Origin of the sequence: Prauserella sp. PE36, assembly GCF_003311655.1 — a bacterium.
Lineage (GTDB): Bacteria > Actinomycetota > Actinomycetes > Mycobacteriales > Pseudonocardiaceae > Prauserella_A > Prauserella_A endophytica.
In genome coordinates, this window is record NZ_QEQT01000064.1 from 142162 (window position 1) to 168897 (window position 26736).

Below are 26736 nucleotides of genomic sequence, written 5' to 3' on the forward strand. Positions count from 1 at the left end.
TGCCTACCTCCCTGCTCCGAAGTGGACGTGCTTGAGCTCGGTGAACTGTTCGATGCCCTCGACACCGCGGGTTCGGCCGAGGCCGGAGGCGCCGTGGCCTCCGCTGGGCATCTCCGCGTACGAGCGGTTGTAGCCGTTCACCCAGACCGTGCCCGCGCGCAGCCGGCGCGACACCCGCCACGCCCGGTGCAGGTCACTCGTCCACAGCGCCGCCGCGAGCCCGTAGGGCGTCGCGTTCGCGAGCCGGACGGCGTCCTCCTCGTCGTCGAACGGCTCGATACTGAGCAGCGGGCCGAACAGGTCGTGCTGCACCAGCGGCGAGTCCAGCGCGGCGCCGGTGACCGCCGCCGGGGTGACGAAGTGCCCCGGCAGACCGTCGGCGTCGGCGCGCTCGCCACCGGTGAGCAGCCTCGCCCCGGTGCGCGCCAGGTCGACGTACCCGGTGAACCGCTCCAGCGCGGGTGCGGAGATGAGCGGGCCGAGGTCGGTGTTCTCGTCGCGCGGGTCACCGGCACGCAGCGACCGCAGCACGTCGACCACGCGGTCGCGAACCCGGTCGAACGCGCCGCGCTGCACGAGCAGCCGCGTGCAGGCCATGCACATCTGTCCGGTGGTGATCACCGACGCCATCGCCGCCGTCTCGGCCGCGGCGTCCACGTCGGCGTCGGCGAACACCGTCATCGCCGCCTTGCCGCCGAGTTCCAGCAGGGTACGGGTCATGTCGGGCGCGGCCGAGGAGCGGATCGCCGCGCCCACCTCGGTCGAGCCGGTGAACGCGACGGCCCGGACGAGCGGATGCGTCACGAGCGCCTCGCCGACGAGCCCGTCCCCGGCGACGACCCGCACCACGTCCTCGCCGATACCCGCCTCGTGCGCGAGCCCGACGGCCCGCTGGGTGACCAGCGTGGTCTGCGGAGCGGGTTTCACCAGCGTGGTCACGCCGGCCGCGAGCGCGGGCGCCAGGTCCCGCAGGAGCAGCAGCAGCGGCCAGTTCCACGGCACGATCAGGGCGGTGACCCCCACCGGCTCCCGCACCAGGTGTGCTTGCGAGCCGTCCGGAAGGGTCCCGGCCCTGCCGTTGACCAGCCGGGTGAGCCCGGCGTTGTAGCGCAGAGAGTCAACGGCGCCCGCGACCTCGATGCGTGCCTCGCGGACCGGTTTGCCACTTTCGGCGACGAGCGCGGAGACCAGTTCGTCGGCGTGCTCGGCGAGCAGGTCCGCCCAGCGCCAGAGCGCGACCTGCCGCAGCTTCGCGTCCACCGGCCAGCTGCCCCGCATCGCCTGGTCGGCCGTGTGCACGGCCTGGTCGAGCTCCCCCGGCGTGACCGCGGTGACCTCACCCAGCACACGCAGGGTCGCCGGGTCGGCCGGGGTCGCGTCCTGCGGGATCTTCCACTCTGTGCCCATCACACGAACACCCCGCCGCCATCCACGACCACGGTCTGCCCGGACACGAACGCGCTGGCGTCGCTCACGAGCCACAGCACCGCGCCCACCAGATCGTCGGGCCGCATCGCCCTCGGCAGCGAGCGGCTCGCGGCGGCGTTCGCGACGTAGCCGTCGTCGTTGATCGTGCGGGTCGCCTCGTCGTCGACAAGGCCCGGCGAGACGGCGTTGACGCCGATGCCGTCGCGGCCGAGCTCCCTGGCCGCGGCCCTCGTGAGCCCCTCCACCGCGGCCTTCGAGGCGACGTAGTGCGCGAACCCGGCGGCACCGGTGCGTGTGACCACGGAGGCGACGTTGACGATGCGACCGCCGCCCCGTGCCCGCAGGGCCGGCAGTGCCGCCCGGATCACCTGCCACGTGCCGCGCACGTTGACGCGCAGCACCGTGTCCCAGTCCTGCGCGGTGAGCTCCTCCAGCGGGCGCTTGTGGCCGAGCGCCTTGTAGACCGCGGCGTTGTTCACCACAGCGTCCAGGCCGCCGAAACGGTCGACGGCCAGCCGCACCGCTCTGTCCACATCGGAGTCATCGGTGATGTCGCAGCGGGTGAATACCGCGCTGCCGGGCCCGTCGGCGTCCGCCTTCTCCGCCTGCTCCGCGCCGTCGGCGAGGTCGGCGGCGACCACGTCGGCCCCGGCCGCCGTGAGCGCTCGCAGGTAGGTGGCGCCGATATCTCCCGTGCAGCCGGTGAGCAACACGACCTTGCCACGCAGGTCCGGTGCGGTCATCGGGCTTCCTCTCTGTCCAGAACGGACGCCTTGGGGACTTCTTCGTTCTCCATGGAGCCCTTGGTCTCCGGGCTGATCACGTTCGCCACGAGGAACACGGCGACCATGACGACGAGGAACACCATGAGCCTGCTGGGCACGTCGGACAGCCCGGGGCTGGCCAGGTTGACGAACGTGGGCATGAGTCCGCCGACCATGAAGCCGAGGTTCCAGCAGACCGCCGTGCCGCGAGAGCGCAAGGACGTCGGATAACGCTCGTTCAGGAACACCATCACGGGCGAGTAGGCGGCGTTGGCCAGGAACGCCAGCAGGATCGAGTACCACAGGATCGCGGTGGTGTCGCCGGGATCGCTGCTCGTGATCAGCCACACCAGCAGCGGCAGCGCCACCAGGTTCACGCCGCCGAAGAGCAGCATCGTGCGGCGCCTGCCGAGGTGCTCGGACAGTTCACCGGCGATGATCGTCGCGACCACCACGCCGAGGCTGGAGACGAGCAGGATCACGCCCTGCACCGTGCCCCTGACGCCGGTGACCTCACCGAGCAACGTCGGCAGGTAGCCGGAGGTCAGGTAGTACTGGGACCCGGCTCCGGCGACGAGCACGATGTTGAGCGCGAACATCCTGCCCCGGCCACCGCGCACCAGGTCGCTGATGCGCACCTTCGCGGGCGGGCCCGCCCGCTGGGCGGCCTTCCACAGCGGAGACTCCTCGACGCCCCGCACCACCAGGTAGCTCAGCATCGCCGCGACGAGCCCGGCGAAGAACATCACACGCCAGCCCCACACGTCGAACTCGTCGCCGGGGAACAGGTGGTTGACGAGGATGAACAGCCCGCTGGCCAGCGCGGCACCCAGCCCGGCACCGCCACCGCCGACGAGCCCGGACATCAGCCCGCGCCAGCGCGGCGGCACGCTCTCCGTGCCCAGCGTGTGCGTGGCCGCGACGACCCCGCCGACGAACACACCCTGCACCAGGCGCAGCGCCAGGAACAGCAGCGGCGCGGCGAGCCCGGCGGCGGCGTAGGTCGGCACGGCGCCCATCGCCGCGGTCGACAGCCCGACGCCGGCGAGCACGATCACCATCGTCTTCTTGCGCCCGCTGCGGTCGGCGACAGCGCCGAAGATCGCCGCACCCGCGGGGCGCAGCAGCACGCTCACCGCGAACGAGGCGTACACGGCGGCGAGGCTGAGTGTCGGGCTGTGCGCGGGGAAGATCAGCTCGCCGACCGTTCCCGCGATGTAGAGCAGGATGAACAGGTCGAACAGATCGAACGCCCAGCCCGCAACCGACGTGAAGGCTGCGTACAGGGTGGCACGGCGGGAGAGCCCGCCCGTGGCGGGAGCCGACATGATCCACCTCCTTGTGAGAATCGCGCCTGGTAGGCATTACAGTGCGCCGCACGACGCGCGGCGATGGGCAGTTGCCTACCGCGGCGGTAGGCAACTGCTATGGCTATGGCTTCTGAGCTGGGCCGCGGCTAGACGCTCAGGTCGAGACCGTCCACTGTGGCGTCACTACCGCCGGTGTCGGCGCCGAACCGCCTGACCTCGGTGAGCAGCAGGTCGAGCAGCGCCAGCGCGGCGGGGGCGAGCTGGCCGCCCGCGCGCCACACGACGCCGAGCTCGCGGGACTCCCGCGGATCATTCAGCCGGACCGTCGGCTCGTAGCCGGAGGCGACGAGCCGCGGCACGACCGAGACGCCGACGCCGTTGCGGACCATCCCGCACAGCACGGAAAGCTGTTCGGTCTCCACGGTCACCTTCGGGCTGAAGCCGTGCCTGTGGCACGTAGTCTCCATGATGCTGCGCAGGCCCGAACCCTGTTGCATGCCGACGAAGTCGTCGCCGGACAGCTCGGCGAGGTCGAGCTCGGCACGGTCGGCGAGCCGGTGCCCCGGCGGCAGCATCGCCACCATCGGTTCGCGGATCAGCACCCTGCCGGTGATGCCCGGCCGTTCCCACGGCGCCCGCACCACGGCGAGGTCCAGTTCGCCCACCTGCACCATGCGCTCGAACTCTGCGGAGACGTTGTGCTCGATCAGCCGCAGCTCGACGTCCGGGTAGGCGGCGCGATAGTCCGCGAGCACCTTCGGCAGGAGTGTCGCCCCGACGCTCGGCAGCGCCCCGATCGCGAGCCGGCCGCGCTGCAGGTCGCGCACCGCGACGGCTTCGTCCCGCGCGCGCTCCAGGTGGAACAGCGCGGGTCGGGCGTGTTCGAGGAACGCCTCACCCGCGGTGGTCAGCGTGACCTTTCGGCCCAGCCGTTCGAACAGCGCGACACCGAGTTCCTTCTCCAGCTTGCGGATCTGCACCGACAGCGACGGCTGCGCGAGGTAGAGCACCTCGGCGGCGCGGGTGAAGCTGCCCGCGTCGGCCACTGCCGCCACGTACCGGAGCTGGTGGAGTTCCATGGGACTAGCGAGGGCGCGGGTGGTCGTGAGTCTTGCCCATGCCACCCTCCTGATCGCCGACGGCCCGCCGAACCGGACCATATGTTTCGGACTGTGGAAACAGTATGTTCTGAGCTTTGCCACGTCAACGAGCGGCACCACTCCCCTTTCTCCGCGGGCGGCGGAGCCGGTCGAGCAGCGAGCCCAGCATCAGCCGCAACGCGCTTGGCGCGCGCACGGGACCGGACGGGGCCTCTCCGGAGGTCGCCGCCTCCGCGACGGCGGCCGCGAACTGCTCGAACATCCGCCTGCTGATGTCGCCGGCGAGCGCGCGGCCGAACTGCGCGATCCGGCCGGTGAGGTACACCTCGGCATCGGCGTGCAGCACCGTGCCCTCGCCGGAGGGCTCCGTGCGCAGCTCGATGCCGGCCTGCGTCTGCGCACCGCCGCTGTCCTGGCCCTGCGCCAGCACCCGCAGACGGCGAGCCGCCCGGTCGTGCTCCAGGATCTGGGCCACGCCCTTGAAGGCGAGCTTGACGGGTCCGACCGAGACCCTGGCCCTGCCCGCATACTGGTCGCCGCCGAGTTCGTCGGTCAGCTCCGCGCCGGGCAGGCAGCGCGCGAGCAGGCGGATGTCGTCGAAGACGTCCCACACCTGCTCGACGGCCACCGCGAGCTCGGTGGTGATCCGCACCGCGATCGTCGGCTCCCCGCCGGGCAGCACGATCTCGACGGGCTTCGGCGCGTCGTCCGGGGCCGCTTCGCTGTCCGGCCCTCCGCCGACGCGGCCGGTGGCGCGCCCGGCGAGCGCTCTGGCTCCGCAGTTGCCCGGCGTGGGCATCCCGTCGGGGAACCGCTCCTGCGTCTCCCGCACGGCGGTGACGATGTTGCGGTAACCGGTGCACCGGCAGATCACGCCGGAGAGCTCTTCGGGCAGTTCCTCGGCCCGAACACCCGGCTTCTCGGTGAGCAGGTCGTAGGAGCTCATGAGGAACCCGGGCGTGCAGAACCCGCACTGCAGCGCGTGGTTGCGGCCGAACGACTCCTGCAACGGATGCAGTGCGTCCGGCTTGCCCAGGCCCTCGACGGTCACGATGTCGGCGCCGTCGAGCTGCACGGCGAACAGCAGGCACGCGCGCGCCGCCTGCCCGTCGACGAGCACGGTGCACATGCCGCACACGCCGTGCTCGCAGCCGACGTGGGTGCCCGTGAGACCGAGGTGGTCGCGCAGCGCGTCCGACAGCGTCACCCTCGCGGGCAGCTCCAGCGTCGCCGGCGTGCCGTTGACGGTGAAGCTCACCTCAACCGGTTCGCCCGCTTCAGCCCGCACGGGCCGCAGCGGGCGCTCACTCGTGGTCATCGGCATCCCTTCCCCGTGCCCGCGTGTAGGCCTTGGTGAGTTCGCGGCTCGCCAGCACGCCGAACAGCCGGCGCCGGTAGTCCCGGGAGGCGTGCACGTCGCCCTCGGTGTCGACCATGTCCTGCACCGCGTCCGCGAGCCGGGACCGCAGGGCCGTCTCCAGGTCACCGGAATCGAGTGCCTCGGCCAGCTCCCGGCCCACCGAGCGCGTCACCGGCCGGTCGGAGATCCCGAAACCGGTCAGCACGGCACTCGGCTCGCGGCCCGCGGCGTTGACGTGCACGGCGACCCCGGCGAGCGCGAAGTCGCCGTGCCTGCGGGCGATCTCGGCGAATCCGTACCCGTCCCCCGGCCCCGCGAGCGGGAACCGGACGGACGTGAGCACGTCGCCTGGACCGAGGGCGGTCATCATCGCTCCGGCGAAGAAGTCCCGCGCCGCCACCTGCCGCTCGCCGTCCTGCCCGGTGAGCGTCAGCGACGCGTCGAGGCAGCAGGCCACGGCGGGCAGCTCCGCCGCAGGGTCGGCGTGCGCGAGGCTTCCGCACACGGTGCCCCTGCTGCGCAGCTCTCGGTGGCCGACCCACGGCAGCGCCATGCCCAGCAAGGGAACCTCGGCACTCACCGGGTCCCGCTCCACCGTGCGCTGCCGCACGGTGGCGCCGATCTCGGCGAAGCCGCCCGAGCGGTCGACGCGGCCCAGCTCGGCGATCCCGTTGATGTCGACGAGCACGTCCGGCCTGGCCAGGCGCATGGCGAGCACGGGAACCAGTGACTGCCCTCCCGAGATGACCTTGCCTCCCCCGTCGGAACGGGCCAGTTCGGCCAGCGCCTCGGCGAGGCTGGCCGGGCGGGCGTAGGCGAACGGCGCGGCCTTCACTCGCTGGTCACCGGCCCTGGAACTTCGGCGCGCGCTTCTCGGTGAACGCGGCGACGCCCTCGGCGAAGTCCTTGCTGGAGCGCAGCATCGAGTACGCCTTGCGCTCCAGCTCGATGCCGGAGTAGAGCGGGGCGTCGACGCCCTTGTCGAGCACCTCCTTGGCGGTACGCGCGGCCAGCGGCGAGAAGCCGAGCAGCACGCCGACGACGCGCTCCACCTCGGCGTCCAGCGCCGCCCGGTCGGGCACGACATTGGCCACGAGGCCCCAGTCTCCGGCCTGCCGCGCCTTGATCCTGCTCGCGGTCATGATGTGGTACTTGGCCCTGGAAAGGCCGATGAGCCGCGCGAGCCGCTGGGTTCCGCCGGAGCCGGGGATCATGCCGAGCCGCATCTCGGGCAGGGCGAACTCGCTGCGCTCGGTGCACACGCGGATGTCGGTGGACAGCGCGAGCTCCAGGCCGACGCCGAAGCAGTAGCCGTCGACGGCGGTGATCACCGGCTTGGGGCTGCGCGCCGGTGCGGTCACGTTGTGCCCGAGGTCGGTGAAGTCGATCGGGTCGACCTCCATGAAGCCGGGGATGTCACCGCCCGAGGAGAAGTGCTCGCCCTCGCCCCGGATCACCACGACCTGGACGTCGTCGTCGGCGTCGATCTCGGCGAAGCGGTCGGCCATCACCTGCCGCGTCTCCCAGGTGATGATGTTGAACTTGCCGTGGTCGAGCGTCAGGTAGGCGACACGGCCGTCGTGACCGCGCTCCAGCCGGATCTCGCCTCCGGTGAGTGCCATGCTCAGTTCTTCCTTTCCGTGGTGAGTGCGCCGCTTTCCAGCAGCTGGTGCACGACGTTGCCGTGCAGGGGCAGGCTCGTGATCTCCACGCCCTCGGGGCGCAGCGCGTCGGCGACCGCGTTGGCGATGGCGACGGGCAGGCTCATGCAGCTGCCCTCGCCGCATCCCTTGGCGCCGAGCCTGGTCAGCGGTGACGGCGTCTCCAGGTGGTCGCTGTCGAGCGCGTAGGTCGTCTCCGCCGAGGTGGGGCACAGGTAGTCCATGAACGTGGCGGTGGGCTGTCCCGCCTCGGAATAGCGCATCTCCTCGTACAGCGCGCCGCCGAGCGCGTGGGCCAGCGCGCCGTGCACCTGTCCCTCCAGCAGCACCGGGTTCAGGATCGTGCCCGCGTCGTGGACCGTGAACACCTGCTCCAGCCGCACCTCGCGGGTCTCGGCGTCGATGCGCACCACGGCGAGTTCGGCGACGAATCCGTAGCACAGGCTGGAGTTGATCTGGTCCGTCCGGCTCGGCGCCTTCGACTCGGGCGGCGTGAACGCGGCCTCCTCGTAGAGCCGCGCGGGCACGCCGGGCGGCAGCGAACCCGGGTCCCAGTGCACGACGCCCGCGGCGTGCCGGAACGGCACCGACCGCGCGGGGTCCGCGCGCAGCCGCGCCGCCCCCTCGGCGAGCTCGACGGCGGAGGCGTCGGCGCCGAGCAGGGTCGCGCCCGCGATCTTGATGGTCTCCGCGAGCCGTTCGCTCGCCTCCACGAGCGCGCTGGTGAGCAGCGGCGCGAAGCGCGACGAGTAGCTGCCCGAACTGATCGTCCACGGGGTGGTGGCGGTGTCCATCTCCACGACGGGCCGCACCTGCTCGCGCGGCAGGCCGAGTGCGTCCGCGACCACCTGCTGCGCCACCGTCGCGTGGCCCTGGCCCTGGGGGACGGTGCCGAGCAGCACCGACACCAACCCGTTCGGGTCGACGGAGATCCGCACGTGCTCGGTGGAGCCGGACTTGCCGCGGCCCTTCGCCCGCTGCTCGGCGGGCGTGGCGAGCCCGACGTAGCCGATGTTGGTGGCCGAGGGGTCGACGATCGTGGCGAGCCCGATGCCCAGGTACTCGCCCCGCTCGCGGGCCCTCGCCTGCTCCTGCCGCAACGCCTGGTAGTCGGCGTTCTTCAGCAGCATGTCCAGGGCCGCGTGGTAGTCGCCGGAATCGTAGATGCCTCCGGTCGGCGTCGCGTAGGGGAAGTCGGCGCCGCGGACGAAGTTGCGCCTGCGCAGCTCCCCCGGGTCGAGGTCACAGCGCAGCGCGATCTCGTCCATGAGCCGTTCGAGGCCGAAGTAGAGCTGCTGCCCGCCGAACCCCCGGTTGAGGCCTGTGGGCGTCTTGTTGGTGACCACCGCGCGGGACCGGATGGACACGGCGTCGATCCGGTACGCCCCCGTGATGTTGCCGAAGCAGCGGTAGAGCGTGCTCGGCTCGGGCGGGCGCAGGTAGCCGCCCACGTTGTCGACCAGGTCCGCGCGCAGGCCCCGCACGCGACCGTCGGCCGAGACGGCGGCCTCGAAGCGCATCCTGCGGTCGGAACCGGCCGAGCTGCCCAGCAGGTGCTCCACCCGGTCCTCGGTCCAGCGCACCGGCCTTCCCGCGTGCTTGCTGGCCAGCGCGAGCAGCGCGACGTAGGGGTAGATCCCGGCCTTGATGCCGAAGCTGCCGCCGTTGTCCGCGGGGATGCGCAGCCGGATCCGTGACGCGGGCAGGCCGAACGCCCCGGCCAGCACGGCGACCATCGAGAACGGTCCGTGAAAGTTGGCCCACGCCTCGATCGCGGGCCCGTCGGCCTCGTCCTGCCACTCGGCCACCACCGAATAGCACTCCATCGGCGTCGACGAGTAGCGCGGAAAGTCGTACTCGCCGACGACGACGCGGTCGGCGCCGGCGAAGACCTCGTCCACGTCGCCGAAGGTGAACGTGCGGTCGGTGGCGACGTTGCTGTCGGCGGTGTCGTGCAGCAGCGGCGCGTCCGGCTCGAGCGCGTCGTCGATCTCCACGACGGGCGGCAGCGGCTCGTAGTCGACGTCCACCAGTTCCGCGGCGTCCTCGGCGGCATAGCGGTCCGCCGCGACGACGATCGCCACCGGCTCGCCGACGAACCGCGCCTTGTCCACCGCCGTCGGGTAGTACGGCATCGGGGTCTTCACCGCCAGCGGGAAGGGCTTGAGCTCGGCGGCCACCTCCTCGGGCCCGACCACGGCAGCGACACCGGGATGCCTGCGCGCGCGGGAGAGGTCCACGCCGCGGATCCGCGCGTGCGGGTGCGGGCTGCGCACGATCGCGGCCGTGAGCGTGCCCGCGAAGGGGTCGAGGTCGTCGAGGAACCGGCCGCGGCCGGTGAGCAGCGCCGGGTCCTCGATCCTGGCGGTGGTGCGCGTCATGTCCGCTCCTGCAGGTCATGTTCGGCGAGCACCTCGTAGTGCCCCGCTCCAAGCTCGCGGCGCAGGATCTTGCCCACGGCCGACTTCGGGATCTCGGTGACGGCGACGACGCGTTTGGGCCGTTTCAGGGAGGGAAGGCCCGCGCCGTCCCGCGCGAACTCCGACAGCGCCTCGACGGCGCTCGAGGGCTCGGTTCCCGGCTCGGGCACGAAGAACGCGGTGACGGCCTGGCCCCAGCGGTCGTCGGCCGTGCCCGCGACGACCACCTCGCGCACGACGGGGCAGCGCACGAGCGCGTCCTCGATCTCGTCGGGGTAGATGTTCTCGCCGCCGGAGTTGATCATGTCGTCGACGCGGCCGGCGACCCACAGGTCGCCGTCCTCGTCGGCCACGGCGAGGTCGCCGGGGAAGTACCAGCCGTCCCGGATCGACCTGGCGTCGGCGTCGGGGCGGTTCCAGTACCCGGCGAACGCCTCGGGACCCGACATCGACACGGCGAGCTGCCCTTGCTCTCCCGGCGCGACCAGGTCCCCAGGGCTCGCACCGGGCTCGGGTGCGACGAGCCGGACGCGGGAGAACACCCCGGCCCTGCCCGCGCTACCGGGCTTGGCGCGGACGTCGGGACCGATCGTGAATGTGTAGATCTCGGTGCTGCCGAAGTGGTTGACGAACCGCGACGGCCGCAGGGTCTCCGTCAGCCGCTCGGCCAGCGCTGTGGTCATGGCGGCGCCGGCGTAGGCGAGCTTGTCCACCGACGTGGCCTCGCCGAGCCTGCCGGTGTGCAGCAGCGACCAGTAGATCGTGGGCACCAGGTAGAGGCAGCTCACGCGCTCGCGGGTGATCAGCTCCAGCGCCTCGTCCGCGTCGAACCGCGCCTGTGGCACCCACGTGCCCGCCGAGAGCACCGTCGCGAGCAGCGTGCGCATGCCCATGGTGTGGAACAGCGGCATGACACCGAGTGTGGTGTCGAAGTAGGACTGTCCACTCTGGATGAGGTGGGCCAGCGCGGCGTAGTGCTCGGCGGAGTGGCTGCGGGGGACGCCCTTGGGCCTGCCGGTGGTTCCCGAGGTGTAGAGCATGACGCTGGTCGCGGCCGGATCGGCCGCGATCGGCGGCGTGCCCGCGCCGCCGCGTTCAGCGAGCTGCTCGATCGTTCCCGCACCCGGACCCGAGCGGAGGCGCGGCACCCCGGGCACGGCGTCCAGCGCGGCCGTCACCAGCCGCTCGTTGGCCTCGTCGTGGATCACCAGCACAGGAGCGGCGTCGGCGACGCAGTAGGCGAGTTCCTCGGGGCCGAACCGGAACGACAGCGGCACCGACACGGCGCCGAGCTTCTGCGCGGCCAGGTGCAGGCTGGCCAGCGCAAGCCCGCCGGACAGCACGAGCACCACCCGGTCGCCGGGACTCACACCCTGCTCGGCCAGCGCGCGGGCGAGCCGGTCAGTGCGGTCGTCCCATTCCGCGTAGCTGAGGGGCTCGGGGCCACCGACGGCGCGGCGATCCGGATATCGCTCGGCGGTCCAGCGCAGCGCTGTGCCCAGATCCATGACTGCTCTCCGTTGCAACAGTTCGGGGACGGGAAGGGGAACCAGTCGACGATCATCTGATTGAAATCGTCCGTTTCAGACTGTCCAGAACGTACGATAGCCTTCGGGGCATGTCAAGCGTCCGGCTGTCCACGACGTCCTACGTGGTCCTCGGCATGATCGCCCTGCGCGGTCCGTCGACGCCCTACGACCTCAAACGCGCAATCGGCCGCTCCGTCGGATACTTCTGGAGCTTCCCGCACGCGCAGCTGTACTCGGAGCCGAAGCGGCTCGAGCACGCCGGCCTGCTGGAGCTCGAGGAAGAGCAACACGGGCGCAGGCGCAAGCTCTACACGATCACCGGCGAAGGTGAGACCGCGCTGCGGAACTGGCTCAGCGAACCGGTGAACGCGCATTTCGAGCTGCGCGACGTCGCCGAGATCAAGTTGTTCTTCAACGAGCTGGCCACCCCCGCCGATGTCGCGCGCCTGGCCTCGGGGCAGATCGAGCAGCACGAACGCCGGATCGCCGAGTACGAGTCCATGCAGAAGCGCTACAGCGACATCGACGATGTCGCCAGCCGCATGGTGACCCTCGAACTCGGGCTCGGCATGGAACGCGCCGCCCTGGACTTCTGGCGCGATGTGGCCGGCCGGGTCGAACGCGGTGAGTTCCCGGCGCCCCCGGCGCGGGAGGCGGCGCGGCGCAGGGCGCGCAAGGCGACATAGCCGGTCCCTATCGTTGCCATCACGCTTTGCGCATTGCCGCGAACGAGCCCCGGTCGCAGGGTCATCTACGACCGCTACCACCAGAGAGGACGAGCGATGGGGCTGCCCGGCGACGACCTGCGCATCACGGAGGTGACCGCGTTCGGTGTCTCCGTGCCCACCCCGCCGCACGCCCAGGTGGACCTCGGCTTCGGCCGCTCGGTCAAGCGCGACGCGGTGCTGGTGCGTGTGCAGACCGAGGCCGGGATCACCGGCTGGGGCGAGTCGCACCACGGCCGCGCGCCGGGCACCGTGGCGCACCTGATCAACACCGCGCTCGCGCCGCTGCTCACCGGCGCCGACGCCGCCGACGTCACCGGGGCGGGCGGCACGCTCGCCAGCGCACAGCTGCGTGGGCTCGGTCTCGGCACCGCCGCGGCCATCGCGATGAGCGGCATCGACCTCGCGCTGTGGGACATCCGCGCCAAGGCGGCGGGCTGGCCACTGCACCGGCTCCTCGGCGGAGCCCCGCGCGCGATCCCCGCCTACGCGGGCGGGGTCGCGCTCGGCTACCAGCCGCCGGCGGCGCTCACCGACGAGGTGCATCGCCTTCGCGAGCGCGGGTTCCGTGCCGTGAAGCTGCGCGTCGGTGACGGCCCCGGTGTCGACGCCGAGCGCGTCGCGGCCGTCCGCGAGGCCCACCCGGACACAACCATCCTCACCGACGCCAACACCGCCTACACACGGGAACAGGCGCTGGCGGTGCTCCCCGTGCTAGCCGAACACGATGTCGGGTGGCTGGAGGAACCGTTGCCCCGTAACGACCCCGAGGGCTACGCCGAGCTGGCTCGTCGCGGCGCGGTGGCGCTGGCCGCAGGCGAGAACCATTTCACCCGCTACGAGTTCGCCGAGCTCGTGCGCGCAGGCAGCGTCCGCGTGCTCCAGCCGGATCTGTCCAAAGTGGGCGGCCTGACCGAGGCACTGCGGGTGGCGGCGCTGGCCTCGGCGTGGCACCTGCCGGTGCACCCGCACACGGCGAGCACCGGGGTGAACATGGCCGCCACCGTGCATTTCCTCGCCGCGATCGACAACGCGGGCTACTTCGAGGCCGACGTGTCGGCGAACGCGGCGCTGCATACCGACCTCACCTCTGCCCCGTTCATCCCAGGCCAGGACGGGACCGTACGGCCGCTGGACGCACCGGGCACCGGCGTCGACATCGACGAGGAGTTCCTGGCAGCGCACCCCCTTCTCGACGGGCCCGGCTTCCGCTGAGGCCCCCACTCGGTCCCCATTCGTTGCAACGACGCGACACCGGAGGAATCCATGCAGTCAGCGTGGCTAGTACTACTCATCGTCGGCGGTTACATCGCGATACTGGCCGCCATCAGCTTCCTGTCCGGCCGGTCCGCACGGACGTCCAGCTCGTTCGCCAGCGGCGGTAAGGTGTTCCCCGCCGTGGTGATCGGCTTCCTCATGGGATCGGAGTTCATCGGGACCACCGCCAGCGTGGGGACGGCGCAGGCCGCATACGAGTCCGGGATCTCGGCGGCCTGGAACGTCGTCTCCCTCGGCGTCGGATTCATCCTGTTCTCACTCCTGCTCGCCCGCAAGTACCGGAAACTGGGCGAGATCACGATCTCCGGCGCACTCGCCAGCCACTTCGGAAACCGCGTCCGCGTCGCGACGTCGCTCGTGATGATCTGCGCCCTGCTCATCGTCTCCGTCTCCGTCTATGCCAGCGGCGGCGCCGTCCTGGCCAGCCTGCTCGACATCGACAAGTCCTTCGCCATCGCACTCGTGGGCGTACTCGCGACCGCCTACGTCAGCGTGGGCGGCATGCGCTCGGTCGTCTACACGAACCTGCTGCACGCCATCGTCATGCTGGTCGGCATCGTCGTGCTCGTGGTGGTAGCCACGACCCGCGTCGGCGGCCTCGGCGAGCTCACCGCCAAGCTGCCACCCGGCATGTTCTCCCTCGACGGCGTCGGCCTCTCCCAGATCTTCGCCTGGATGCTCGCCGGTGTCGGGGCGACCTTCGCGACCCAGTACATCGTGCAGGCCATCACCACGGTCGGCGACAGCGTCAAGGCCCAGCGCGCCGGCTTCTACTCGTCGCTGTTCCTCATCTGCTACGGGTTCCTGGCAGCGTTCATCGGCGTGTGCACGGCGGTGTTGTTCCCGCACATCGACAGCATTCAGGCGCTGCCTTCGCTGATCGTGGACCTCGACCCGCTGCTCGCCGGTGTCGTCGTGGCGGGGCTCGCCGGTGCGATGTTCGGCACCATCGCGGCCCTCTCGATCGGCGCGTCGACCCTGCTGTTCAAGGACTTCTACCAGCCCTACTTCAACCCGAAGGCGGACGAGCGCAGGAACCTGGTGTTCATCCGCGTCGCGGCGGGCGTGACCGGGCTGCTGCCGATCGTGCTCGCGCTCTACGCCTCCGACGTGCTCGCGGTGACGTTCCTCGCCAAGGCACTGCGCGCCACCCTCGCCGTGCTGGTGCTGCTCATGTTCTACGCGCCGCGTTACGGCACCCGTAACGGTGCACTGTGGACGATCATGATCGCGCTCGTGGCGACCATCGGCTGGTTCCTCGCCGGCAGTCCGTTCGGCGTCGACGAGGCCTACGTGGCGGTGACGGTACCCATCGTGGTGATGACGCTCAGCCAGCTGTTCCGCCGCCGCGGCGCCGACGCACCCGCCGAAGCCACGTCGACGGAACCGGTCGCCCGATGACCGCGACCGTCGCGACGCAGCTCGTCGCCAGTCTCAAGGCGCACGGCGTGCGCCACGTGTTCGGTGTGCCGTCAGAGAGCTTCACGACCCTGCTGGACGCGCTCTACGCCGACGGCGAGATCACGTTCGTTCCCGCCCGGCACGAGGGCGGCGCCGCGTTCATGGCCGAGGCGCACGCCGCCGCGAGCGGCGGCATCGGCGTGGTGCTCGGCGGCAGGGCAGTTGGCGCGGCAAACCTGTCGATCGGTGTGCACACCGCGCGCGAGAACTCCACCGCGATGCTGGTGCTCGTGGGTCAGCTCCATTCGCGCCACCGGGGCAGGGAAGGTTTCCAGGAGACCGATCTGCCCGCGTTCCTCGGCCCGGTCGCGAAACACGCCGTCGAGGAGTCCGATCCGCACCGGGTTCCGCCCGCGGTGGCGCGCGCACTGACACTCGCCCGCACCGGCCGCCCTGGGCCCGTGGTGCTGTCGCTGCCGGAGGACGTTCTCGACCACGAGACCGCCGCCGCGCCCGCACTCCCCCGAGCCGGCACGCGCCCCGCACCCTCGCCCGAGGACGTCACCGCGGTGCGGAAGCTGCTGCTCGGCGCCGCGCGGCCCGTGGTGATCGCCGGGGCGGGGGTGAAGCTCAGCGGGGCCGAGGACGACCTCGTCGCCTTCGCCGAGGCATGGGAGGTTCCGGTGGTCGCGGCGTGGCGGCGCCACGACGTGTTCCCCAACGAACACCCGCGCTACGCCGGTCACCTGCAGATGGGCACCCATCCCGACCTGGTCGCGACGGTGCGCGAGGCCGACCTCGTCGTCGCGCTCGGCACGCGGCTCGGCGAGATCACCACGCAGGGCTACACCGCCCCTGCCGCGGGCCAGCGCATCGTGCAGGTCGACATCGAGCCGGGCCAGCTCGGCAAGGCCTACCCGGTCGAGCTCGCCGTGCACGCCGACGCGCTCGCCACATTGCGGGCGCTGGGCAAGCCGGGAGAACGCCGCGATCCCGGCTGGGCGGACGAACGTCAACGGGTGTACCGGCGGGTGACCACAGTGGACCCCGCCGAGAACGGCGGGCACGTCGACAACCGGCAGATCGTCCGCGCGCTGCGCGCGGGACTGCCGCCCGATGCCGTGGTGACCAACGACGCCGGCAACTTCGCGGGCTGGCTCCACACGTTCTTCCGGTTCCCGCTGGCCCGCACCTACGTCGGGGCGGCCTCCGGGGCGATGGGCTACGCGCTGCCCGCCGCGATCGGAGCGAAGCTCGCCGATCCGGACCGCACCGTCGTGTCGGTGTCCGGCGACGGCGGCTTCCTCATGACGGTCCAGGAGCTGGAGACCGCGGTCCGGCTGCGCCTGCCGCTGGTATCTCTCGTCTTCAACAACAACATGTACGGCTCGATCAGGATGCATCAGGAACGCCGGTATCCCGGCCGCGTCATCGGCTCGGAACTCGGCAACCCGGACCTCGTGGAGCTGGCGTGCGCGTTCGGCGCCTTCGGCGCCAGGGTCGCCGCCGACGCGGATTTCCCCGCCGCGCTGGAGGCCGCGCTGGGCGCGGACCGCCCTGCCGTCGTGGAGATCGTGACCGACCCCGGGCAGATCTCGGTCTGGAACACCATCGGAGACCTACGCGAGAGGATGGCATGAGCGACGAGACTCCCCGAGCACTGACCGTCCGGCTACGGCGGCGGCGCGGCGCGGCCTGGGGGCCCGGCAGCGGCGTCGGCAGGGAGGCCACGCTGAAGCGGCGGCTGCCCTCGCTCAGCGACGTCGAACGCGCCGCCCGCAGGCGGCTGCCCAGGTTCGCCTACGACTTCGTGGCCGGCGGCACCGGCGACGATCTCGGCGTGCGGCGCAACCGGGCCGCGCTCGACGGGATCGAGATCGTCCCTCGCTACGGCGAGCTGCCAGCCGTCGGCACCGAGACGACCCTGTTCGGCCAGACCTACGCGAGCCCGGTTGGCATCGCCCCCGCCGGGCTCGACGGGCTCGCCTGGCCGGACGCGACCCGGCACCTCGCGGCCACCGCCGCGCGCGCGAGCATCCCCTACATCACCGGCACGCTGGCGTCCGCGTCCATCGAGGAGGTCGTCGCCCGGGCCCCCGGCCGCACCTGGTTCCAGCTCTACGGCCTGCCCGCCGAGCACCACCGCGTCACCTTCGACCTGGTGCGCCGCGCCGCCGACGCGGGAGCCGAGGCACTCGTCGTCGCCGTCGACGCGCCCGTGCGGTCCAAGCGGCCAAGGGACCTGCGGCACGGCCTCGTCGTGCCCTTCCGCCCATCGTTCTCGACCGCGCTGCAGGTGGCGAGCGCGCCCGGCTGGTCGCTCGCCGCGCTGCGCAGCCGCGTTCCCGTGTTCGCCAACATGGGCCGCTACGTGGGCGCCTCGCCCACGCTCGACGAGGTCGCCGGCTTCGTACAGGGCGGGTTGCGTGGCGGGTTCACCTGGCCCGAGATCGCCGAGCTGCGCCAGGCGTGGCCACGGGCACTGGTGATCAAGGGCTTGCTGCATCCCGGGGACGCCGAGCGCGCGCTGCAGGCGGGCGCGGACGGCGTGCTCGTGTCCAATCACGGTGGCAGGCAGTCCGACGCCGCGCCCGCGGCGATCGACGTGCTGCCCGCCATCACCCGCGCGGTCGGCTCTGCCGCGACGGTGCTCTTCGACAGCGGGATCCGCTCCGGACTGGACGCGGCGAAGGCGCTGGCGCTCGGTGCCGACGCGGTGTTCTGCGGGCGGGCCTTCCTGCTCGGGCTCGCTGCCGCGGGCAGGACCGGCTCCGACCACGTTGCCGCGCTGCTCACCGAGGAGCTGCGCACCGCGCTCGGCCAGTCCGGCGTCGCGGGCCCGAAAGGGCTGCGCGAGCTCGACATCCGTCATCCCACCGCATGGAACTTCGGCTGAGAGGACAGCATGGCACTTCCACCTGGTGCGCGGTTGCGCACATGGCTCGACAGGCTGCAGGAAACCGGACGGCTCGCGCTCACCGAGCGCGGAGTCGATCTCCGCTTCGGCGTCGCCGGTGTCGCGAACCGGCTCGACGGGACCCAGGCCACCCTGTTCCCGAAGCCGGGCGGGCATCCGGTGCCGGTGGTTTCGGGACTGCTGTCCCAGCGCGGCTGGATGGCCGAGGCCGCCGGAGTAGCCGAGCCCGACCTCGTGGGCCGCTTCCAGCAGGCGTGCCGGGAACCGGTGCCGTCGGCGCCGGTCACCGACGGCGCGTGCCAGGAGGTCGTGCACACCGACGTTGACCTCGCCCGGCTGCTGCCCCTGCCCACCCACAACGAACACGACCACGGCGCCTACCTCACGGCGGGACTGCTGATCACCCGTGACCGGGAGACGGGCACACAGAACGTCTCGATCCACCGGCTCCAGGTCAGCGGACCCGACCGGCTCGGCGCGCTGCTGCTGCCCCGGCACACCCTCGCGTTCTTCCGTAACCGCGAACGCTTCGGCGAAGACCTCGACGTGGCGATCGTGATCGGCGCCGACCCGCTCACCCTCATGGCCTCGCAGGCCGCGGTGCCGCTCGGACAGGACGAGCTGGAGATCTCCGGAGCGCTCCGCGGTGAACCGCTGCCCGTGGTGCGTTGCCTCGACAGCGACATCATGGTGCCAGCCGACGCCGAGATCGTGCTGGAGGGCAAGTTGCTGGCCGACGTCCGCGAGCCGGAAGGCCCGTTCGGCGAGTTCCCGCAGTACTACGGGCAGCGCGCGGATCGGCACGTGATCGCGCTGAGCACCGTCACCCACCGCCGGGACCCGCTGTTCCACACCATCGTCGGCGGCGGCAGGGAGCACCTGCTGCTCGGCTGCATCCCGAGGGAAGGCTCGTTCCTCTCCGAGCTGCGCCGCAATTTCCCGTGCGTCACCGGCGTGCACCTTTCCCTCGGCGGCACGTGCCGGTACCACCTGTACGTGCAGGTCGACGGTCCAGCGCCGGGCGAGGCGAAGAACGTCCTGCTCGCCGCACTGGCCGTGCACTACGACGTCAAGCACGTGACCGTGGTGGACGCCGATGTCGACGTCACTGACCCGACGGAGGTCGAGTGGGCGGTGGCGACACGGTTCCAGGCCGACCGCGACCTCGTCGTCGTGCAGGGCACCCAAGGGTCCAAACTGGACCCTTCCACGGTCGACGGGGTTGGCGCGCGGCTCGGCTTCGACGCCACCGTCCCGGCCGGGGCCGAACCCATGCGCTTCCTGCGCATCCGCGTACCGGGTGAGGACGACCTGGACATCGGGACGCTGACGAGCCCCGCACCGGCATCGTGGCGCGACGCGGTGCGCTGAGTTCCGCGGGCAGGGCACCGGTGCTCCACAGCAGGACGCGCCGCTCCGGGGCGAGGACAGCGCGATCTCCATCACGGTGGACTTCTTCGGCTGTCCGCGTGGTGGGTTGTTGAGGCCGGGGCGGATGGAGGCCTTCTTCTCTAGCGTCATTCGTATCGTGTTTCCGCGCTAACAGAGGACACCAGAATCGAAGAACGCTCAACATTCGTCCGACCTTCGCCCAATGGGCATAGCCAGTCATTGGACAAGAGACCGAACGGACCATTTCCAGATGCTGCTACCAGCGCAGCCATGGCTCCCTGCGACTTGGCCGCATCAGCAACAGGGAGACCCGATCCACCATCTGTGGGATGTAAGCTCCGCGCCCGTGGTGAGCGTGCCTTGGCTACAACGGTGTTGAAGTAAAGCCGGGAGCTTCCTCCGCCGCTCCCGCTCGCAACTCGTGCAGGGGCCACGCTGTCGTCCCCGCGCCCGCGGTGCTGTTCCCAGCACACCGGGACGAGCATCCTTGGGCACTCCGCTTTGGTGGCGGAGGAAGACCTTCATCGCCTCGATGAGCTTCTCGGCTAGGTGTAGTCGTGCTCCAGATCCCGCGTCACCGGCCGGACCTGGCGGTCCACGAAGTCTCGGACGGCGCCGACGATGAACTGCTCTTCGGTGGTCAAGCTCAGGCAGGGTGTGTCCTCGCGGTGGTGGGACGGCACGAGGTGCCGGGGTCCGGTGGCGACGCCGTCGAGAGCGAGCACCCGGCCGCCCTTGGCCGCCGTGACGACGAGTGTGTCGCGGGCCGGGCCCGCGAAGCAGAGGTTGGTCGGAAAGGTGCCGTCCGGAAAGCGGATCGGGGCACGTGGTGTGCCACCGGCGTCGAGTACCGCGATCCGGTCGGCGTCGGGCAGGGCCGCGTAGAGCCGTCCGTCGGAGTCGAACGCCAGGCCGTCCGGCCCGCCGGGAAGCGCGGCGAGGACGCCATCGAAGCGCAGGGACGCCCCGTCCCAGGTGTAGCCGAGCAGACGGCGTTCGCGGGTGGCGGCGACGATCAGGCGGGTTCCGTCGAGGTCGAAGGCCAGCCCGTTGGGGAAGCCGATCCCGTCGGCCATCACCTCGAGCCGGCCGTCCCGCGGGTCGTAGGCGAACAGCTGGCCGGGGCCCTCCTCGTGGGGGCTGCCCGGGTCGGTGAACCAGATCCGCCCGTCCGGGCCGCGGACCAGGTCGTTGGGTGCGCGCACCCCGGTGGTGAGCGCGTCCAGGACCGTGCCGCCGAGCAGCGTCTGCAGTCCCGCGGCGGCCGGGCGGTGCGAGCTGCTCCGCCGCACCGATCCCCCGTTCTGGGCGACCCACACCCGGCCGTGCTCGTCCTCGGCGAGCCCGTTGGGGCCCCCGCCGGTCTCGACGCGGCGCACCACGGCGCCGGTGCGGTGGTCGAGTTCGAGGACCTGGCCGCGGGACACGCTGGTCACGAGCAGGCGGCCGTCGCTGGTCCACAAGGGACCTTCGGTGAAGCCGACCCCGCTGGTGAGCAACCGAATGTCAGGCATCGAACACCTCGCGGAGCTTGAGCTTGCTGACCTTGCCGGTGTCGGTGAGCGGCAGGTCGGCCGCGGCCATCAGCAGGAACCGGCCGGGCACCTTGTAGCTGGCGGCGCGGGCGCGGATGTGGGCGGTCACGTCCGCGATGAGGCCCTCCCGGTCGGTGCCGGGGTCGCGCGGCACCAACACGCAGGCCATCACCTCCTCGCCCGCATCGCCTGGCACGCCCATGACGAAGGCCTGGTCGACCGCCGGGTGGCTGATGAGGATGTCCTCGACCTCCGCGGGGGCGATGTTGATCCCCCTTACCTTCATCATCTCCTTGCGCCGCCCGGCGAAGTGCAGCCGGCCGTACTCGTCGAGCCGCCCGAGGTCGCCGGTGCGGAACCAGCCGTCGCGGAACGCGTCGGCGTCCAGTTCCGGCGCGTCGAGGTAGCCGTCGATGGCCGCGCCGGACAGCTCGATCTCGCCGGTGACCCCGGCCGGGCACGGCGCACCGGCGTCGTCCACGATCCGGATGCGCTGGGTGGGCAACGCGGTGCCGCACGTCTGGAGTTTGGCGTCGACGGGGTCGAAGGCGTCGCTGACCGCGGAGTGGCCGTAGCCCTCGGTGAGCCCGTACATGCTGCAGACCTGGCTGACGCCGAGTTCCTCGATCACCAGCCGTTTGTCCTCCGCGGTGAACCCGCAGGTGCCGGTGCGCAGCGACGAGATGTCGCGCTTGCCGAACGACGGCGCGGACAGCAGCGCGCGGGTGGTCAGCGCGAGTCCGTAGTAGACGGTGCAGCGCTCACGCTCGATGAAGGCCAGCGCCTCGTCGCCGTCGAGCCGTTCCTGCAGGCAGAGCGTGGTGGCGTGGGTGAGGGCGACGGGCAGGGCGTTGGCCGTGCCGTAGCCGAAGAAGAACGGCGCCGAGATCCACAACCGGTCGCCAGGGCGCAGGTGCTGGCGGCGGCCGATCTCCCGCGGGTTGGCGACCAACGGCCCGTGCCGCAGCGGGACCGGTTTCGGCTTGGCGGTGCTGCCGCTGGTGAACAGGATCGCCGCCAGGTCGTCCGGCCCGACCGGGACGTCCACGGGCTCACCAGCAGGCAGGGCCGGGGGCAGCTCGGCGCCGGACGGCCAGGTGAGCGCGCCGAGGTAGTCGCGGCGGGACTCGCCGTAGAGCTCGCCGTACCCGGCCTGGGCCAGGTCGGCGAGGACATCGCGGCCGAACAGTTTGCCGTCGGTGACGATGGCCCGCAGCCCGGCCCGCTCGATCACGTAGGCGTATTCGGAGGAGCGGTACCAGGTGTTGACCGGGACCGCGACCAGACCGGCGAGGTGCGCGCCGAGGGTCGCGGTGAGCCAGCGCAGCCCGTTGGGCATCAGCACGCCCACCCGTCCCCCCGGCCGCAGGCCCGCGGCCGCGTAACCGGCGGCCATCCGCTCGCATGCGCCGAGCAAGCCGGCGAAGGTGGCGCGGCCGTCGGCGGCGACCACGGCTTCGTGGTCGCCGAAATGCTCGCCGAGGGCACGCAGCACCCCGGGCAGGGTGTCCTGGTCGAGAAGCCGGTAGTGATCCACAGTGGACTCCTTCAGGCGGGCCGGAACCGCACCAGCGGGGTGCCGTTCACGCGCTCGAACATGGCCGTCACGGGCAGGCCGACGTGGACGTCGTCGCCGGTGACGTTGCTGATGATCTTGACGCCCTCGGTGATCAGTACGACCGCGACGACGTACGGCGGCTGCGGTCCCGGTGGCGGGAAATAGGCCTTGCGGAACACGGCGAACGACCACACCGTGCCGGTGCCGGCCGCGGTGAACCACTCGATGTCGCCGTGGACGCGGCAGTGCGGGCAGACGGGCTTGGGCGGGAAGCGGGACGCCCCGCAGGCCCGGCATCGCGTCACGCGCAGCTGCCCGGCTTCCAGGCCGGCGAGGTGCGGGGTGAGGTCGATGGTGTCGGTGGTCACGGCCGGCTCCCGTACACGACGGAGGAGACCAGCGGCGCGGCGCAGGCGTACTGGATGTGGGTCGCGCCGGGGATCTGCCGTGCGCCGCATTCGCCGCGCAGCTGGCGCACGGCCTCCACGTTGAGACCCCACCCCTGCAGGTAGCTTTCGGACAGGTGCCCGCCGGAGGTGTTCACCGGGAGCTCACCCCCCAGCCCGATCCGGCCGTCCTGGATCCAGTGTCCGGATTCCCCGCGGGGGCAGTAGCCCAGGCCTTCCAGGGTGAACAGCACGTTGGGGCTGAAGTTGTCGTAGAGCATCAGGCCGTCCACGTCGGCCCGGCCGATGCCGGCCTGGCGCAGCGACTCCGCGCCGGCCTCGCCGATCGCCCCGGCCCAGAAGTCCTCGGGCGGGAAGTCGGAGCCGAGGAACTGGGCCCGCTGGGCGGCACCGAGGACGTAGACCGGCGGCCGCGGCAGGTCCGGGGCGCGCTCGGCGGTGGTGAGGATCATCGCCACGCCTCCGTCGTTGATCAGGCAGTAGTCGAACAGGTGCAGCGGTTCGACGATGTAGCGCGAGGCCAGGTAGGTCTCGAGGTCGAGCGGGTCGCGCATCACCGCCGCCGGGTTCAGGGCGGCGTGCCTGCGGAAGATCAGCGCCACCTCGGCCAGTTGCTCCTCGGTGGTGCCGTACTGGTGGCGGTGCCGCTGGAACATCAGCGCCGAGAACGCGCCCGGGGAGGTCATGCCGTAGGGCCGGGTCAGTTCCGGCGCGGTGCCGTAGCCCTCCCCTGCGGCGGTGTAGCCGGTGCCGCCGGCGCCGTAGGTCGCGCCCGCGGAGCGGCCGTCGTTGCCGTAGACCAGCGCCACGACCCGGCACTGCCCGGCGCGGAGCGCGGCGGCCGCCAGTTCGATCGCCGCCCCGCACATCCGACCCTCTGCGGGTAGCGGCACGCACCACCGGGGCTGCAGGCCGTGGGCCGAGGCGAAGGATTCGTAGCCGGTGACCCGGCTGGCGACCAGCCCGTCGATGTCCCGCACGTCCATTCCCGCGTCGGCGAGCGCCTCGCGCAGCGCCCAACCGGCCAGGTCGTAGGCGGAGTGGCCGGGCAGCTTGCCGAAGCGGGTGGTGCCCACCCCGGCTGCGAGCGGTCGAGGCCCTCGCCCACCCTCATCTCGGGGCCCACGAAGTGCCGTGCCACGAAGGCCTCGACCTGCGGCTTCAGCCGCAGGTCCCCTCGGGGAGGTGACAGGAGGGCCGGCTCCGTACCCGCGCGAAATACCCAACACCGCATTACTTGCTCGGTCGGCATACCAGAGGTGCGCTTCTCGCGATCCCGTATGCATTGCGCCCTCAGAGTTGCAATATCTTGCAACACGAAGTCACGCGATTGGAAGATCGATCGTTTTATGAGCGAAACTACAGGTGACTGGGTGCGTTGGGTGTGACGGCAGACGTCGGAGTGCGGTACGACCTGATCCGGCTCGGGTCCCAGGAGTGCCGGGGAGATGTCGCAATCCTTCGCCGTCGTAGGACGAATAGACTCGCGCCCGCCGGGCCGTTCGAACTTGATCATGCGGCCGAAGATCGGCAAGCTATCCAGTGGCCAAAGGGCGCAGCGAAGTTCCGACGCGGCGACGGTGATCTCTGTCGGGGGGATACACGGCCTGGTCCTTCCGAACTGCACGTGCTCCGTGTGCCAGCGGAATGAGGGAACATCACCTGCGATAACGAGTTGACTGTGCCTATACCCAGACACGATGGGCAGTAGCGAGCCACCGCGTGCCTATCCAGACCTCCTGGCCACGAAAGCGCGGAGGACGTTCTCCGTCATCCGGGACACCCCGTTCTCGGTCTTGTTGTGCAGCAGAGCGCCCGACCATGCGATGGACCCGGTCGAGAAGACTTCCCCGCCGCCGGGCGTCCGAAAGTACACGATGTCCGCATGCACCTCGGGGTCTTGCTCGCCTCCGCCGTGCTCGGGCAGGTTCATTGGGATCTCTTCGATGACGCGCTGGTAGAAATTGGAGTGCCCACGAGACGACGCCAGGATCACCGCGTGCGATGGGGTGCCCAGCGCCCGGTCCGCACGGTCGATCTCGTCACCGGCCGCACCACCCATCACCTCGCCATAGTCGCCGATCGGTTCTTCGTCAACACCCTCGAAGACCCACGCCCACTCCGGGTCCGCGGCCGCTTCCGATCGGTAGTACGGTTCCGAACTCCCCCAGCCCTGCGCTGCGAACCCGACGCCGCACAAGGCCTGCGGCGGCCGGCCCCGATGTCGCCACAGCCCGCCGGGGAGACCGGTCGACGTCAACGTCACTTCGCCCGGCAACGATTCCCAGCACCGGATTCCAGCCTGGCCACGCCGGATCTCGACGACGAGCGGCCCGGTGCTGGCGACTCCGGTCACCCAGTACCATCCGTTCCCGCCGAGGTACAGCAGCCCGCCGCCGCTGTCCCGGTACTCCGTGAGCGTGTCGAGCATTTCCTCCGACGTGTACTCGGGATGCGAGCCGGAAATCACGGCGGCGTACGGCACGAGGTATCCGGCGCCGCGGCTGTGGATCTCGTAGTCGGTGACCACGTCGGCCTCGATCCCGCGCCGCGCGAGCCACTCGATGAGATACATATCCGAGGAGAACGCGCGCCCGGCGTCGACCAGCCACATGCGGTAGCCACGGCGCATGTTCACGATCTGGCGCCGCGCCGACGACGTGGTCACCCCGCTGCCGTCGGGATGTGTGTCGTACGCCGACAGCCCGAACGACGGATCGCCGACGTGGGCCTGGTCCTCGACCTCGATGGAGACCTCTTTGTCGGTCATCGCACTGGCGTCCAGGCCATTGAAGAGTGCCTCGTTGGCGTATGCGAGATACGTGAACGTGGGCAGCACCACCAGCACCTTGTTCCGCGCATCGGCAGGACGGGGGACCAGGGTGATCGGGACCGTGTCGGAACCGAGCTCGTTCCGGACCACAATGCCGTAGACACCGCTGACCAGTTCATCCGGCAGCGGCGCGGAAAGCACGGTGTCCCACCCGGCGTCGAATAGATCCGTGGAATGGAAGTGCACGGCCGCGTATTCGGCCGGAGCATCGTTGAAATCGAGATGGCGACCGGTGAAATGCCGCCCGGTCACTCCGCGCGCAGGACCATTCACTAGCACACCGTCCGGCTGCCCGTCGGCGACAGCAGCTGCGACCGCCGGGTCGGAGCCGTGACGGAAAGACAGATCCCAGCCGGCGATCAGCCGAAGGTCACCGACCCGGACCTCCCCGCGCGCGATAGCCGTGGCCTCCGCGCGGGTGATCACCGCCGTCGTCACGAACGGGTCCTCGATCTTGCCGTTGAAGTGATCTTCGGCGAGACCGTGCGCCCCGTTCTCCCCCTTGGCGACCCGCCGGGAGTTGCGCGCCCCCACCGTCACCGAACCGGTGAGCTGGGCCACTCCCGGCCACCACGGTGCCGTCTCGTGACCTGCTGCACCACGCAAGCTGTCGACCGGGACAACGGTAATCGCCGCGTCGTCCCCCAGACTCGCCACCACCAGGTGCCACTCGTGGTCTTCCAGACGAGGGCCGATAACCACCGGGGCCGTTCCGGTCGACAACACGATGGCCGGCCGACCGTCAAGGAGTTGGAGAGCGGTCCCGTCGGGAAGCGCCACGAGAGTCTGCGTGCTCGCCGCCGCGAAGTCGCCCGACCAGATGAACGCGCCGAAGGAAACCGTTGACGACTGAGCCGGCGAGGCTGCGCTCGGCTCTCCGACGAGGTACGAGCCGACGCAGGTCTCCTGCACCGACGCGTCGTAGGTGCCTGCGTTGATCCACGGCACCTCCGTGTCAAGTGTCGTGTCGTCGGCACTGGCGTTGACCAGCCGAATCAAGCTGATGTCCACCGGACCTTCGGCGCTGACGTGCACCCGGATCATCTGACCCCGCTCGTAGCTGAGGGAATCGGTGTACGCGCGCACGGGAAGATGGGTCATGGGAAGGCTCCTTCCGG

General features: G+C 71.1%; 20 protein-coding genes. 6 read left to right on the plus strand and 14 right to left on the minus strand.

All coding sequences use genetic code 11. The annotated features are described in order from the left end of the window. Positions 1-3: 3 nt before the first annotated feature. The 9 genes from DI005_RS17810 to DI005_RS17850 all read right to left on the minus strand — a co-directional run bounded on the left by DI005_RS17810 (position 4) and on the right by DI005_RS17850 (position 11551). Positions 4-1407: an aldehyde dehydrogenase gene (locus tag DI005_RS17810; RefSeq protein ID WP_113642870.1), complete on the minus strand. Its 1404-nt coding sequence runs from the start codon at positions 1405-1407 to the stop codon at positions 4-6. Beyond that, the gene (locus tag DI005_RS17815; RefSeq protein WP_112273808.1) at positions 1407-2171 is read right to left on the minus strand and encodes an SDR family NAD(P)-dependent oxidoreductase; all 765 of its coding nucleotides are present in this window, start codon (positions 2169-2171) and stop codon (positions 1407-1409) included. The genes DI005_RS17810 and DI005_RS17815 overlap by 1 nt, the downstream gene beginning before the upstream one ends. Beyond that, on the minus strand, positions 2168-3520 hold the full coding sequence (locus DI005_RS17820; RefSeq protein ID WP_113642871.1) for an MFS transporter: 1353 nt from the start codon (positions 3518-3520) through the stop codon (positions 2168-2170). Before DI005_RS17820 ends, DI005_RS17815 begins: the two co-directional genes overlap by 4 nt. Before the next feature lie 128 nt (positions 3521-3648). After that, positions 3649-4581, minus strand: coding sequence for a LysR family transcriptional regulator (locus tag DI005_RS17825; RefSeq protein ID WP_158559829.1), 933 nt, complete (start codon positions 4579-4581; stop codon positions 3649-3651). A gap of 124 nt (positions 4582-4705) precedes the next feature. Further along, positions 4706-5920, minus strand: a complete 1215-nt coding sequence (locus tag DI005_RS17830; protein ID WP_113642873.1) for a 2Fe-2S iron-sulfur cluster-binding protein — start codon at positions 5918-5920, stop codon at positions 4706-4708. Beyond that, positions 5907-6797, minus strand: a complete 891-nt coding sequence (locus DI005_RS17835; protein WP_113642874.1) for a xanthine dehydrogenase family protein subunit M — start codon at positions 6795-6797, stop codon at positions 5907-5909. Before DI005_RS17835 ends, DI005_RS17830 begins: the two co-directional genes overlap by 14 nt. A gap of 7 nt (positions 6798-6804) precedes the next feature. Continuing rightward, positions 6805-7584, minus strand: a complete 780-nt coding sequence (locus DI005_RS17840; RefSeq protein ID WP_113642875.1) for an enoyl-CoA hydratase/isomerase family protein — start codon at positions 7582-7584, stop codon at positions 6805-6807. A gap of 2 nt (positions 7585-7586) precedes the next feature. Next, on the minus strand, positions 7587-10004 hold the full coding sequence (locus tag DI005_RS17845) for a xanthine dehydrogenase family protein molybdopterin-binding subunit (protein WP_113642876.1): 2418 nt from the start codon (positions 10002-10004) through the stop codon (positions 7587-7589). Then, positions 10001-11551: an AMP-binding protein gene (locus DI005_RS17850; RefSeq protein WP_113642877.1), complete on the minus strand. Its 1551-nt coding sequence runs from the start codon at positions 11549-11551 to the stop codon at positions 10001-10003. The genes DI005_RS17845 and DI005_RS17850 overlap by 4 nt, the downstream gene beginning before the upstream one ends. Before the next feature lie 110 nt (positions 11552-11661). Here DI005_RS17850 and DI005_RS17855 point away from each other — a divergent pair, with 110 nt between their 5' ends. From DI005_RS17855 to DI005_RS17880, 6 genes are read left to right on the plus strand one after another with little or no spacing between them, the layout of a single operon-like run. Next, a complete protein-coding gene (locus DI005_RS17855; protein ID WP_112273824.1) occupies positions 11662-12258 on the plus strand; it encodes a PadR family transcriptional regulator in 597 nt (198 codons plus the stop codon). Between the two features lie 33 nt (positions 12259-12291). Continuing rightward, positions 12292-13512, plus strand: coding sequence for a mandelate racemase/muconate lactonizing enzyme family protein (locus tag DI005_RS17860; RefSeq protein ID WP_199542912.1), 1221 nt, complete (start codon positions 12292-12294; stop codon positions 13510-13512). A 51-nt stretch (positions 13513-13563) separates the two neighbouring features. Then, positions 13564-14976 carry a sodium:solute symporter gene (locus DI005_RS17865; RefSeq protein WP_112273826.1) on the plus strand — a complete coding sequence of 471 codons (1413 nt, stop codon included), beginning with the start codon at positions 13564-13566 and terminating at the stop codon, positions 14974-14976. Next, a complete protein-coding gene (locus DI005_RS17870; RefSeq protein ID WP_113642878.1) occupies positions 14973-16616 on the plus strand; it encodes a thiamine pyrophosphate-dependent enzyme in 1644 nt (547 codons plus the stop codon). Before DI005_RS17865 ends, DI005_RS17870 begins: the two co-directional genes overlap by 4 nt. Next, entirely contained in the window at positions 16613-17872 is a 1260-nt protein-coding gene (locus DI005_RS17875; RefSeq protein ID WP_113642879.1) for an alpha-hydroxy acid oxidase, read from the plus strand. The genes DI005_RS17870 and DI005_RS17875 overlap by 4 nt, the downstream gene beginning before the upstream one ends. A 9-nt stretch (positions 17873-17881) precedes the next feature. Beyond that, on the plus strand, positions 17882-19264 hold the full coding sequence (locus DI005_RS17880) for a UbiD family decarboxylase (protein ID WP_113642880.1): 1383 nt from the start codon (positions 17882-17884) through the stop codon (positions 19262-19264). A gap of 566 nt (positions 19265-19830) precedes the next feature. Here the strand turns inward: DI005_RS17880 and DI005_RS17885 are convergent. The 5 genes from DI005_RS17885 to DI005_RS17905 form a co-directional block, all read right to left on the minus strand. Continuing rightward, positions 19831-20799: an SMP-30/gluconolactonase/LRE family protein gene (locus tag DI005_RS17885; RefSeq protein ID WP_113642881.1), complete on the minus strand. Its 969-nt coding sequence runs from the start codon at positions 20797-20799 to the stop codon at positions 19831-19833. Then, on the minus strand, positions 20792-22357 hold the full coding sequence (locus DI005_RS17890) for a class I adenylate-forming enzyme family protein (RefSeq protein ID WP_113642882.1): 1566 nt from the start codon (positions 22355-22357) through the stop codon (positions 20792-20794). The genes DI005_RS17885 and DI005_RS17890 overlap by 8 nt, the downstream gene beginning before the upstream one ends. Before the next feature lie 11 nt (positions 22358-22368). Continuing rightward, the gene (locus DI005_RS17895) at positions 22369-22746 is read right to left on the minus strand and encodes a Zn-ribbon domain-containing OB-fold protein (RefSeq protein WP_113642883.1); all 378 of its coding nucleotides are present in this window, start codon (positions 22744-22746) and stop codon (positions 22369-22371) included. Continuing rightward, positions 22743-23861: a thiolase family protein gene (locus DI005_RS17900; RefSeq protein WP_113642884.1), complete on the minus strand. Its 1119-nt coding sequence runs from the start codon at positions 23859-23861 to the stop codon at positions 22743-22745. Before DI005_RS17900 ends, DI005_RS17895 begins: the two co-directional genes overlap by 4 nt. A gap of 650 nt (positions 23862-24511) precedes the next feature. Beyond that, complete coding sequence (locus DI005_RS17905) at positions 24512-26719, minus strand: N,N-dimethylformamidase beta subunit family domain-containing protein (RefSeq protein WP_113642885.1); 2208 nt, start codon at positions 26717-26719, stop codon at positions 24512-24514. Positions 26720-26736 lie beyond the last annotated feature (17 nt).

What these genes read in the sequence shown, in the direction of transcription:
- DI005_RS17810 (WP_113642870.1), bottom strand. Translation starts at nt 1,407, where the DNA reads ATGGGCACAGAGTGGAAGATCCCGCAGGACGCGACCCCGGCCGACCCG.
- DI005_RS17815 (WP_112273808.1), bottom strand. Translation starts at nt 2,171, where the DNA reads ATGACCGCACCGGACCTGCGTGGCAAGGTCGTGTTGCTCACCGGCTGC.
- DI005_RS17820 (WP_113642871.1), bottom strand. Translation starts at nt 3,520, where the DNA reads ATGTCGGCTCCCGCCACGGGCGGGCTCTCCCGCCGTGCCACCCTGTAC.
- DI005_RS17825 (WP_158559829.1), bottom strand. Translation starts at nt 4,581, where the DNA reads ATGGAACTCCACCAGCTCCGGTACGTGGCGGCAGTGGCCGACGCGGGC.
- DI005_RS17830 (WP_113642873.1), bottom strand. Translation starts at nt 5,920, where the DNA reads ATGACCACGAGTGAGCGCCCGCTGCGGCCCGTGCGGGCTGAAGCGGGC.
- DI005_RS17840 (WP_113642875.1), bottom strand. Translation starts at nt 7,584, where the DNA reads ATGGCACTCACCGGAGGCGAGATCCGGCTGGAGCGCGGTCACGACGGC.
- DI005_RS17845 (WP_113642876.1), bottom strand. Translation starts at nt 10,004, where the DNA reads ATGACGCGCACCACCGCCAGGATCGAGGACCCGGCGCTGCTCACCGGC.
- DI005_RS17850 (WP_113642877.1), bottom strand. Translation starts at nt 11,551, where the DNA reads ATGGATCTGGGCACAGCGCTGCGCTGGACCGCCGAGCGATATCCGGAT.
- DI005_RS17855 (WP_112273824.1), top strand. Translation starts at nt 11,662, where the DNA reads ATGTCAAGCGTCCGGCTGTCCACGACGTCCTACGTGGTCCTCGGCATG.
- DI005_RS17865 (WP_112273826.1), top strand. Translation starts at nt 13,564, where the DNA reads ATGCAGTCAGCGTGGCTAGTACTACTCATCGTCGGCGGTTACATCGCG.
- DI005_RS17870 (WP_113642878.1), top strand. Translation starts at nt 14,973, where the DNA reads ATGACCGCGACCGTCGCGACGCAGCTCGTCGCCAGTCTCAAGGCGCAC.
- DI005_RS17875 (WP_113642879.1), top strand. Translation starts at nt 16,613, where the DNA reads ATGAGCGACGAGACTCCCCGAGCACTGACCGTCCGGCTACGGCGGCGG.
- DI005_RS17880 (WP_113642880.1), top strand. Translation starts at nt 17,882, where the DNA reads ATGGCACTTCCACCTGGTGCGCGGTTGCGCACATGGCTCGACAGGCTG.
- DI005_RS17885 (WP_113642881.1), bottom strand. Translation starts at nt 20,799, where the DNA reads ATGCCTGACATTCGGTTGCTCACCAGCGGGGTCGGCTTCACCGAAGGT.
- DI005_RS17905 (WP_113642885.1), bottom strand. Translation starts at nt 26,719, where the DNA reads ATGACCCATCTTCCCGTGCGCGCGTACACCGATTCCCTCAGCTACGAG.